Raw genomic sequence first — 10,606 nt, forward strand, 5'->3', positions numbered from 1 at the left:
CGTTTGTCAGGGACTGTGCCATCAACAAAAATGGCAAGAACGTCAAAGCCAAATTCTTTGTTAAAGATAATTCGATTTGTTAGATAATGCGGAGACGAGCATTTAAATGCGCCTACGCCATTAGAGTTACAGTATGAAAATAAAACGAATCGTAGCTCCAGTCTTACTGGTCGCGGCTGTCGTGCTTAGCGCTTGCGGCGATCAACAAGCCCCTGACACAGAGTCCCGCCCCAATATCGTCTTTGTCCTGTTGGACGACGTGCGCTATGACGACATCATCGATCACCCGTTTATCGAGCTGCCGAATATTCAGCGACTGGCCAACGAAGGTGCCTCATTTAGGCAGTTCTTCACCTCTGCACCGCTGTGCTCCCCCAGCCGCGCCGTGTTCATGACCGGGCAGTATCCGCATCGCAACGGTATCGTCGATAACGGTGAACGAGCCGAGCAAAGTCATCGCATCGTCACCTTTCCGAAGCTGCTCCAGGACTCAGGCTATCGCACGGGTTTTTTTGGTAAGTGGCATATGGGGCACGCCGACGATTCACCCAGGCCAGGCTTCGATCGCTGGGTCAGCTTTGTCGGCCAGGGCGTTTATCTAGACCCCGAGATGAACATCGACGGTGTGACAAGTCACGCCTCGGGTTATATGACGGATATCCTCACTGATCACGCAGTATCGTTCATCGACGAGGCCGACGAGACGCCGTTCCTCGCCTTCATCGCACATAAAGCCTCCCATCCAGAAATCCATCCCAACTATGTCCGCACATTTCCGCCAGCAGCCGGCGATGAGGATTTGTATACAGGCGAACCCCTGAACCGTAGTCCCAGCTGGCAAGCAAGCACAGCAGGGAAACCCGCCTTGGAGCGACCGGTGGACTACAGTGATCCTCGGAGCCCTGAGGGAGGCTTGCCCGACGACATCATTCTGAATCGACTGCGGATGCTTAGCGCTGTTGATCGCGGGCTGGGCAGACTTATCGATATTCTCGAAACCAAACAACTGCTCGATGACACCGTGTTTGTGGTCACCAGCGATCAGGGCTTCTTTTACGGCGAGTTTGGCCTCGCTCAGGAGCGACGGCTAGCTTACGAACCCAGCATCCATATCCCTTTGATTATCCGTTATCCGGAAAAAGTCAGTGCTGGAACACATCCGGATGCGCTGGTGAGCAACGTAGACATTGCACCCACAATGATGGCTCTTGGCGGTGCTAAGATTCCTGATGACCTCGATGGCTATTCTATGGCGCCCCTTCTTGACGGTTCTGCGCTGCAGATTCGGGAAGACTTTCTCATCGAATATTATTCTGACGAGGTGTTTCCGCGTATTCAGAACATGGGATACCAAGCGCTGCGTACCGGACGGTATAAATACATTCGATACAGTGAGCTCAAGGACATGGACGAGCTGTACGATTTGGAATCTGACCCCTACGAACTCGACAACCTGCTCCCCAACAGGGCCCCAAGCGGTCTAGCAGAACAACTGGCAGCGCGAATCAACGCTCAAGATCGTGGAGCAAGCCTGCAAAATAAGCCCATTCACCATCAAGTGTCCAACTCACCCAGTAACTGAGCTGCTCGCTCAGGGTGGTCACCTGCGTCGCATGCAGCCACAGATGTTTTTGCGCGTCTTGGGTTGGTGCAAATGCGAACGCCTGCGAGTGCTCAAATAAGGGCGCTACGAGTCCTTGTCTACCTAGAGCGCGAATTGCCAGGTCAAGTGCAAGCGTCTCCGTTAACGCGCTCTTACACTCCCTTTGCACAAGTACAATCACACGAGCGGCAAAAAACGGATCAACCTTGATGATACTCAGAGCGTGATCCAAGCCCTAAGGATTATCATCATCAATAGCGAGAATCGAGTAAAAGCAATCTGACTATACGCAACCGGACCCAGTGTGCTTGTTCAGGTTATCAGCCTACGCTGAACGGCCGATGGAAACCTCGATCGACCCGGAGTCGACGAGGACGAACACATTGAGAGCATCCTCGCCCTCACACAGATTGAGCCCCGCCTCGCGATCCGGATATTTGCCATGGCAGCAAAGCTCATGCCGAGTCGAGCCGTCTTAAGTATTCGTCAGGCCATAATGCTCACAGGAAGCCGCGCGGTAGACGATTTGCTTGATTCCCATTTACGGGGGAATCTCTTTCAACCCTCAAATGCTGAAGAAAAATGCAGACGCCCATGGCAAACTCATCGAGCTGGTAACCATTGCCGACGAGATGGCAATGTTCTGCCATCGATGGCCTGTGGACGATGAAGACGAATTCAAACGACGTGCGCATTGGTTTTTGGACAAACGCTCTATTTATCTCAAACCGCTTAAGCCGAGCCTTGATGACGTTTATAAACTACTGCTGGAATCCTACAAAGAAACCCAACAGACTTTCCCTGAACTTGCGTTGGGCGAAATGCCTCAGCTGAGAAAAATGGCGGACTAAGAACCATGCGAGTTATGCCACCTGCTCCGCAACGGCTCGCCACCCCGCGTCGATAGCCGCATCCAAGTACGCGCGAGCTTCGGAGTCAGAATTGGCAATGGAAATCCGGCCAAACTGTGCGCGGCCAATCTCATGTGGCGCCTGCCCTGCTTCCCATTTTGGGTCTTCCAGTTGCATATACTCGTAGGAATAGCCATGTGCCCAACGATTGACCGTAATCGCCTTGATGTCGGTTTCATGGTTAAAACCGTACTCACCCAGCAAACCCTGCAGCTGATCACGTACTTCTTTTTCGTAGGTCTCAAAGGTTGTCGCGTAGACCTGATGACGCGCTCGGCGCAGCATGACCCTGCTGCTTTCACCGTCGATTGGATCGATAGATGGCACACCCATCATGGAAACAACCATAGGCTCCTGGGGTCCTGCCGGTGGTTGGTTGCCGCCAGTGGTAGTGAGCGGCGGAACAGTAACTACAACATAGGCATCATCGGGACAGTCCACGTAAACCACACCCAGTTTTGAGAAGGCCTGTCCGTTGGCGATCAGCACGTTAGTCCATACCAGTGGGACTTTAACCCCATAGTTCAGCGCTTCTTTCTGGCTTTCGGGAAGCTCAGGGCAAAGGTATGGAATCGCAGCGTTGTAGCAGGCAAGCACACAGTGGTCGCTGGTAACGCGCACGGCGTCTCCGTCACGCACATAGTCAATGGACACCGTTTCATCAGCGGTTTCGCGCACGCCGACAACGGTACTGTTGAGTCGCAGGCGCACCGGGCTGTTTTTAAGGTCTAGAGCATCGTAGTCGAAACGGCTTATGGCGATGTCGTCAAAGCCCTGGATACTCGGAGCAACCCCCGGGATGAGTTTGTGAACCAGCAGTCTGGCGACGGTGGCATTGCCGTCTGGAAAGTATAGCGACTCATAGCCGGACGCAGCGCTGTCGAGAAGCTGTGCCGCCAGGTCACCGAGCCAGCTCATACTCCTTATGCCAGGGCTCCCCAGATAAAAGGCCTCCAAAATACTCATTCTAGAGACAGCGGGGCCGAACATAAGTTTGGGGAACGGATAAAAGATCGAGATGGTTGCTGGGGCCAGACCCACCTCTTCGGTCAAGAAGTCAGCATAGCTGGTGGACTCTACATAGGTGGATTTTTGAGCCAGGGACAGGTCCTGGAGATAGTCGCGGTCACCGGCGATCAATTCGATCAGTAGGCTTTGCTCACTAAGGGGTAAGGGAAGCGTCCGCACCGCAGACTCGTAATCGCCAATGCCGAGCATCAGCTGAGTCCACTTTCCGCGCACCTTCACCAGTCCATCTGGACCCGCCATTGCCAGCATAGTGTCGCCATCTGTCGACAGAAATTCAGGTGCCTGCATATTGCTACGCATAGCATCGAGGTCTACACCCAAATCATCCAGCAGCCCTTTAGAGATTTCACTGTAGCCGCTGGGATTGTCAACATTGACGGAGCCGCCGATACCCAGACGCATGACGCCGGCTTCATTAAACTCATTGCGCTTGGCATGACCGCCAAAGTCGTCGTGGTTATCCAGTAACAGAATTCTCGCCTTGGGCCCCAAGCGCTTTTGGTAGAACCTGGCCGCCGCCAGACCACTGACCCCCGCGCCCACCACCACCATATCGTAATGCTCATCGAGCTCGCGGTGCTTCGCGAGCTTCTGTCCACTCCAGGCCAGACCATGCATGACGTCAAATGAACCGGGGTGATTTCCTCGCATCCCGGTAAGCGTCGGTGGATAGTAAGTAGACGTGGGAGTGGGAACAGACTGTGCAAACAAATCATCGGGAGTCAGCAGGCTGGTTCCTGCGGTGATAGCGACGCCGTTTAAAAAATCTCGTCGTGTGATTTTGTACTTCACTAGCGTACCCCCCGGCACTGCCATGCAATTGTAATTGTCGACGCCCGGCCGTTGCGCAGACTAAGCATGGCTATTGGGGCGATATATCACTGTAGTGCAGGCTGACGATCTTCCAGTTATCCCCAATCTTTTGCCAAACGTCGGTTTCAAACGCCTTTGAGGTAGACACTGTTCCGTCAGGCAATCTAGTGCGGTTGTCGATGAACGATGTCGCTATAGCAACATCTCCACTTGCCATCACTTGTAGCTGTAGGTCTGACATCTCGTTCAGTTCGACACCGCCACCGCTTGCCATGAGTCCAGTCCACATCTCTCGGTACTCGGCAAGGTTCACTCTGCCGTCGCCGAAATATGCCGTCGCATCGTCGGCGTAAAAGCCAAAGTAGGTTTCGACATCGTTAGTGGCATAGGCATGATCAAACGCCACTATGGCGGCACGGAGATCCGCGTTGTGAGCACCATGGTGATCTGCAAGGGCAGACATCGAAAGTAGTGCAATAACAAATCCAGTTAAAATCTTCTTCATCGTGTAACTCCTCTTTGGTTTTTTTTACTCAGGCTAATCTCTACGCCAATACACCCTCGCTAAATCATGCGATTTTTGCATCCTTGATCGCGGTGCGAAAGAAAAAGGCCATGCTAATTACAGGAACAAGCAACAACAGGCCTATGGACTCAAAGAGCAGGCCGATGTCAGCGCTCAGTACTTTGCCGGTCAACACAGCCACGAACAGTATATGAAACAACAATCCAAACAGACCTAGGGCGACGGCCGCAATCTTTGCGCTTAAGGACAGTCTAAACAGTGCAGGGGCAAGCAGTAGGCCGAAAACTCCGTACATCCAGAATCCCAGATAATCGAATGACGTAAACAACGAATAGGGCAATGAGGGATTCAGCAACTGAAACAACTGCTCGGCAACCGCTACATTGGCCGACACGGTCGCCGATGCCAGCACCATCTGGGGTATGGACCAAATGGCAATGAATTTGGGAATGATAAAAGCGACAAGCGATATAAGTAGGGCTGTACTGGCCATCAAAGCACTCAAGGGGTTAGAGCCGCGCACCTGCCAGGCAGTAGCGGCGAAAACACCGGTGAGTGTGAGCATCGCAATCATCTGCACAACCCAACCCGTGATGAATACGCCAAGATGCGAGCTAAACCACATCATCCGATCTGGAAATGGCCCCTCGGGCGCATCCAGGGGAAGAAACATCGACAACACCACCGTGCCAATAACGACGATTACCGACCAGTAACCCGCTTTGCTCACAGTGTTGTCGAATGTGCTTTCTACATTCATGAGGCTACGCCACCTGCTATGTGTGCTTCGACAAACTAGTACATGTCACCTGACATGTAAAGGAATCTGCCGACAGAGCAACACGTGATCGCACCCACTGAACCCCTGCTTATTGACTGGGGTATCGCGCGTCGATGAACGCCAACACAGAAGCCCGAACAGCCTGTCTTTCGCTCGCCCAGCGCCTACCCCTACCGGTAAACAGAGTTTCTCCCTCCAGCAATGACATCAGGCAAAGTGCTTCTGCTATCGACGCATCACTGCCTGCGTCTTTGAGCGCTTGCTGCATCACGCTTAGGTACCCTGCATAAACATCGTCTACCAAATCCGCTACCAGTGGCTCGACCTGCTGCATTGCCCAGAGCTGTGGCCAAAGTCTGTCACCCATCAGGGGCTCCCCCGCGGAATCATCAAGGACAAAAATTGCGATGTCGCGAACTGTCAGCGATTCACCATCGACTCGAAGTGCTTCAAAAGCCTTCTCATACTCCGCTGCTATGTAAGCAACCAGTTCACGAAGCATGGCTTCGGCGGTCCGAAAATGGTATTGCAAAGCGCCCAGCTTCATACCGCTAGCTCGCGCCAGGGCACGCATACTGAGCCCTGCGTAACCCTCGTCTGCAACGATCTCGATGGCAGTATGCAAAATTTCTTGCTTCCGATTACTCACCAGCGCTGTTCCTAAACAATCAACCTATAGACCCGCAGGTTAAAACATGTCACCTGACATATGAAGCAGCTGCGCGGGGATAAAAGACCAATGCACACCCTGAGCACGCTGAATTGCGATAAGCTCTTTGGAAATCAGCGCGAACGTCACGTGTAGCTGAAGCTAAAGCTAAAGCCATCGTTCCGTATTTGTTAGAGGTTCCAATGATCCGAATCCTTCGACTGCTCAGCGCCACCGCGCTGACCGCAACACTCGCTTACCCTACCTTGGCACAACCCCCCGCCGACAATCACCCGCTAACACTTGGCGCGTCACCAGCTCCTGATGTCACCAAGGCCCATGCCCCCCTTGAGATGACATACTTTGGCGCGGCCGGCTGGCGCATGACCGATGGTGAAACAATCGTACTTCTGGATCCTTGGCCATCTAGAATCCCCTATGGCGGCGCCGCTCACCCGGACGACAAACGTCCCAGCTATAGCCGCACAGACCCCGCACCTGTTGATACCGACTTGATTGATCAATTGATTCCCGAGGCGGACTTTATTTTGGTCCAGCACGGACACTTTGATCATCTAGGAGATGTCCCCTATATCGCCAAGAAGACTGGCGCCAAAGTCATCGGTACAGAAACCGTGGTGATGATTCTTCGGGCCTATGGTGTCCCCGAAGAACAGCTCTATGCGGTGCAGGGTGGTGAGGACTATCAGTTCGGCAATTTTAGTGTGCGCGTCGTGCCTGGACTCCACTCTGCCCTGGACCAAAAGCACTACCACGACTCAAGACGCTACGATCGGGACACGGTTTTAGAAGCGCCACTTCGCATCGAGCAGTTCATCGAAGGCGGAGCACTGAGCTTTTTGGCCAGACTCGGGGGCCGAAGCATACTGACCATGGGGTCCATGAACTTTATTGAGCGCGAATTCGAAGGATTGGAACCCGATATTCTGCTTGCGGGGATTAATGGCTCACGTATGGGTCTTTACGACTATGACCGTCGCTTACTGCAATCAACGGGATACCCCGCCATCGTGATACCCACGCACTGGGATAACTTTCGTCTGCCCTACAGCTTTTCCCAAAAGGACAACGTGGAGCGAAAGCTCCTCCCCTTTGCTGAAACGGCAAAACAGGTTTCGCCAAACTCCAAGGTCATTATCCCGGTTCACCTAGAGCCGATCACGCTTCCTTAACCGTCGACTAAGTGCGCTAAGGAATACGAAACAATCGGGAGCGCCAAAACGGCGTTCTCGATTGCTCGACAAAAATTAGCCAGCAACAGCCCCTCACATATCTTTGTAAACCACGCCGCCCTTCATCACGAAGGATACAGACTCGGTGACACTAATGTCTTCGAGAGGGTTACCCGATACCGCGACGATGTCGGCAAGATTACCCTTGCGAATAACACCCAAGTCATCGCGCTTCATTAAGGTCGCCGCATTTACGGTCGCGGCCTGCAACGCTTGAGCTTCTGTCATGCCGTATTTGACCATGCGCGAGAACTGCCGCGCGTTGAGTCCATGGGGATAGATTGCGGCGTCTGATCCGAACACCATCTTCACGCCAGCTTTTACTGCAGCGCTAAAGCTATCTCTTTGCACCTGACCAATCTCTTTGTCCTTGCGCAAGTTTTCTTCGGGAACGCCATTCTCCCGTCCGTTCTCCAAGGTGTACTCAGTGTTGTAGATATCCATGGATAGATAGGTACCGTGCTCTAAGGCCAACTGAATCGCTTCGGCGTCCAATATGCTGGCGTGTTCGACACTATCTACGCCGGCAATAATTGCTGTCTTGATACCGTCAGTGCCATGCGCATGCGCCGCGACCACCAAATTGCGATAGTGCCCCTCGTCGACAATCGCCTGCATCTCCTCCAAGGAGTACTGAATCTCGCCTACTTTGGTGCCGCGAGAAAAAACACCACCGGTGGCGCAAAACTTAATAGCATCCGCACCATACTTAATGTTTTCGCGCACCTTTTCTCGAACGGCCCAAGGACCATCGGCAACCCCACCACTTTTCTTTTGCGATTCAGGCGGCGAATAATTGTCATCACAATGACCGCCAGTAATGCCAATGGAGTGACCGGCAGCCCAAATTCTCGGACCGGGTATCTGGCCTTCTTTAATTGCATCGCGCACCGCAATCGCTGAATAGGCTAAGGAGCCAACATTCCGCACCGATGTAAACCCGGCCATCAGTGTCGTGCGAGCATTTGCTACCGCGTTAACAGTCTTTCGAGGCACCGACTGAAGCCGACTTTCCAGAAACGGGACACCGGGAATAGCGGAATCCAAGTGTACGTGCATATCCATAAAGCCCGGCAGCAGCGTCTGACCTTGCAGATAGAGCTCCTGGACGCCATCACCGGCACTGAGCTTGCCGCGCGTGCCCACAGACTCAATCACACCGTCTGTTATGAGGACCGCAGGATCCGCGATCAACTTCCCGCTGACCGTATCGACCATATAGTCCGCGCTCAAGAGCAGTTGTTCTGCGTGTGTACTCTGGGCGATGGCACTCGCCGCCAATACCCCCAACAGCATAGAAGTGGCGGATGACTTGTTTAACAACATGTAGGGTTCCCTCTTATGCGAATAATTTCCCAATGGAGATGGGCGAAAGACATCAGATTGTAATTCAGGCTAGCAGAACCCGAAAACGTGCCACCCTCGCGGATGACATCGGCGACTACACTAGCCCTCAATCGACCTAGCACAGGGTCCCGCGAAGCGCGGTTGATCTTGCTTGAGTGTTCGAGGCTTAACACGCCCGTCGCTGAGCAACTGATCAAAAGCCGCTTGCTGCAACATTTGTATTTGGCCTGGGGACATACCCAGCTCGAAGCCAGAGCACTCATTGGCGCCCAGAGCGCGGGGGTCAACTCCCGTGAGATTGCCAAACACCACTAGCGCTTCTAGGTAGTAGCCATAACTACTGGCGTGATAATGGTCGTAGGTCCACAGGTCGACTTTGTTGAGTTCAATACCGTCGTAGGGATTGGAATCGGCAATGCCGTTTTGCATCGCGCGAATCCACGCCTCCCCGACGCCGTTGACCGCCCGCGCTCCGGACTTGGCGGCGGCAAGGTCATAGCCCCTGCGAATATCGGTCGCCATACGCTGAACAGTTTGACCACTCCAACGGCGCTCCGGTAAGTACACCTCATCCGCGCGGGGCCAGGTGGCCGTCAGGTAAATCCTCACGTCTTGCTGCTTGTCTCGCAGAACAGTCGCCATCTTCGTCACCTGAGCAACCAAGGCATCGGGATTCCCGGGATTTTGCGGATCCAAAGTGCTGTAGCCATGCATCACGACCTGATCCCAAGGCTTGCTCGTGATCACCTGCAACTTGTTGTCTAGGTGGAACTGGATGTCGCTTCCGCCTACTGTTTCCAGCGACACTCGGTAATTCAGACCTGACTGATCGGCAAAGGATTTGAACAGCGCAGGAACCCCGCCGGTGCCCTCACCGTTTAAATCACTTACCGAATCAGATCGGTAGTAGCGCACAGATGACCCCCAGCCAAAGGTAAAACTATTGCCGATAAAGAGCAGCGACGTCTCGGCGGCTGCGATGGGCGCGCTGCAGGCAAGTAAGGCTGAAAGAACTAACGAAGCTGTCTTCATGATTTATCGTTGTAGTCAGGCAGAAGCAGTGATCCTAAAGTGATCCTAATAAGCTGTAAACGCTGCGGGGATTATGGCCTGAGTTGTCTCTGTCTGCGCCAGCTGCGCTGGGATACCCCAGAACCTCGAATAGTTGCATACCATTCACGCAACAACCTAGCCTCGTTACGCTCCCTTGCCTGCCAACTGCGCCCAACTATTGATTGTGCCAAAGAGGTGGAACACACCAAACACACAACAAATTAAGGAACTGACCATCCAAAACGTCACTGAATTTTGGGCAATGGACGGATGATCACTTACAAATGGCAGCACAAAACCGGCCAAACCACGAAGCAGGTAAATCAAGGTGATGATTACAAGGGCGAATCTCAGTAACGGGAGCTTAAAAATAACCTCAGCGCCCGAAAGGGCATAAAGCCCCCACACAAATAGCACCGCAGCGATTCCCATGGTGATTAATGTCGGCTGAATACTGCCTCTTTCAGCCAAAGCGGCCATACCCTCTCCCGCTCCAAACAATCGATACCAACGTGGTCCACCAAAGACCACCGCCACGTGCAGTACTGACGCCATAAAGCTCAGAGCAGCAGCGCATATAAGCTGCTGGCTTCCCGTCATCTTGATCTCCCGTTTGGCACATACCGCTTAGCCAAAGTGTA

Annotated in this window: 10 protein-coding genes; 3 read left to right on the forward strand and 7 right to left on the reverse strand. The window is 53.3% G+C overall.

The features are described from left to right. The first annotated feature begins 133 nt into the window (after nucleotides 1–133). Together ACI9KD_RS15835 and ACI9KD_RS15840 are read left to right on the forward strand one after the other, a co-directional pair. The gene (locus ACI9KD_RS15835; protein WP_414982141.1) at nucleotides 134–1,582 is read left to right on the forward strand and encodes a sulfatase-like hydrolase/transferase; all 1,449 of its coding nucleotides are present in this window, start codon (nucleotides 134–136) and stop codon (nucleotides 1,580–1,582) included. 590 nt (nucleotides 1,583–2,172) lie between these two features. Beyond that, complete coding sequence (locus ACI9KD_RS15840; RefSeq protein ID WP_414982142.1) at nucleotides 2,173–2,454, forward strand: hypothetical protein; 282 nt, start codon at nucleotides 2,173–2,175, stop codon at nucleotides 2,452–2,454. A 12-nt stretch (nucleotides 2,455–2,466) separates the two neighbouring features. On the opposite strand, the gene ACI9KD_RS15845 is transcribed toward ACI9KD_RS15840, so the two are convergent. The 4 genes from ACI9KD_RS15845 to ACI9KD_RS15860 form a co-directional block, all read right to left on the reverse strand. Continuing rightward, nucleotides 2,467–4,335, reverse strand: coding sequence for an NAD(P)-binding protein (locus ACI9KD_RS15845; protein ID WP_414982143.1), 1,869 nt, complete (start codon nucleotides 4,333–4,335; stop codon nucleotides 2,467–2,469). A gap of 70 nt (nucleotides 4,336–4,405) precedes the next feature. Next, a complete protein-coding gene (locus ACI9KD_RS15850) occupies nucleotides 4,406–4,861 on the reverse strand; it encodes a YybH family protein (protein WP_414982144.1) in 456 nt (151 codons plus the stop codon). Between the two features lie 64 nt (nucleotides 4,862–4,925). Then, the gene (locus tag ACI9KD_RS15855) at nucleotides 4,926–5,642 is read right to left on the reverse strand and encodes a hypothetical protein (RefSeq protein WP_414982145.1); all 717 of its coding nucleotides are present in this window, start codon (nucleotides 5,640–5,642) and stop codon (nucleotides 4,926–4,928) included. Between the two features lie 109 nt (nucleotides 5,643–5,751). Continuing rightward, the gene (locus ACI9KD_RS15860; protein WP_414982146.1) at nucleotides 5,752–6,312 is read right to left on the reverse strand and encodes a TetR/AcrR family transcriptional regulator; all 561 of its coding nucleotides are present in this window, start codon (nucleotides 6,310–6,312) and stop codon (nucleotides 5,752–5,754) included. A 203-nt stretch (nucleotides 6,313–6,515) separates the two neighbouring features. Here ACI9KD_RS15860 and ACI9KD_RS15865 point away from each other — a divergent pair, with 203 nt between their 5' ends. Continuing rightward, nucleotides 6,516–7,505 (forward strand): MBL fold metallo-hydrolase, encoded by a 990-nt coding sequence (locus tag ACI9KD_RS15865; RefSeq protein WP_414982147.1) that lies wholly within the window; start codon nucleotides 6,516–6,518, stop codon nucleotides 7,503–7,505. A gap of 93 nt (nucleotides 7,506–7,598) precedes the next feature. Here the strand turns inward: ACI9KD_RS15865 and ACI9KD_RS15870 are convergent, their stop codons facing one another. From ACI9KD_RS15870 to ACI9KD_RS15880, 3 genes are all read right to left on the reverse strand, one after another. Continuing rightward, entirely contained in the window at nucleotides 7,599–8,891 is a 1,293-nt protein-coding gene (locus ACI9KD_RS15870) for an amidohydrolase family protein (RefSeq protein ID WP_414982148.1), read from the reverse strand. Nucleotides 8,892–9,011: 120 nt separating this feature from the next. Then, a complete protein-coding gene (locus ACI9KD_RS15875) occupies nucleotides 9,012–9,944 on the reverse strand; it encodes a PEP-CTERM sorting domain-containing protein (RefSeq protein ID WP_414982149.1) in 933 nt (310 codons plus the stop codon). 165 nt (nucleotides 9,945–10,109) lie between these two features. Beyond that, nucleotides 10,110–10,565: a hypothetical protein gene (locus ACI9KD_RS15880; protein ID WP_414982150.1), complete on the reverse strand. Its 456-nt coding sequence runs from the start codon at nucleotides 10,563–10,565 to the stop codon at nucleotides 10,110–10,112. Nucleotides 10,566–10,606: the final 41 nt, after the last annotated feature.

This window comes from Congregibacter sp. (genome assembly GCF_047617445.1).
In the GTDB taxonomy this organism is placed as follows: Bacteria; Pseudomonadota; Gammaproteobacteria; order Pseudomonadales; family Halieaceae; genus Congregibacter.

Coding starts and splice junctions, on each gene's coding strand:
- ACI9KD_RS15835 (WP_414982141.1), top strand. CDS start 134: ATGAAAATAAAACGAATCGTAGCTCCAGTCTTACTGGTCGCGGCTGTC.
- ACI9KD_RS15840 (WP_414982142.1), top strand. CDS start 2,173: ATGCTGAAGAAAAATGCAGACGCCCATGGCAAACTCATCGAGCTGGTA.
- ACI9KD_RS15850 (WP_414982144.1), bottom strand. CDS start 4,861: ATGAAGAAGATTTTAACTGGATTTGTTATTGCACTACTTTCGATGTCT.
- ACI9KD_RS15855 (WP_414982145.1), bottom strand. CDS start 5,642: ATGAATGTAGAAAGCACATTCGACAACACTGTGAGCAAAGCGGGTTAC.
- ACI9KD_RS15865 (WP_414982147.1), top strand. CDS start 6,516: ATGATCCGAATCCTTCGACTGCTCAGCGCCACCGCGCTGACCGCAACA.
- ACI9KD_RS15870 (WP_414982148.1), bottom strand. CDS start 8,891: ATGTTGTTAAACAAGTCATCCGCCACTTCTATGCTGTTGGGGGTATTG.
- ACI9KD_RS15875 (WP_414982149.1), bottom strand. CDS start 9,944: ATGAAGACAGCTTCGTTAGTTCTTTCAGCCTTACTTGCCTGCAGCGCG.
- ACI9KD_RS15880 (WP_414982150.1), bottom strand. CDS start 10,565: ATGACGGGAAGCCAGCAGCTTATATGCGCTGCTGCTCTGAGCTTTATG.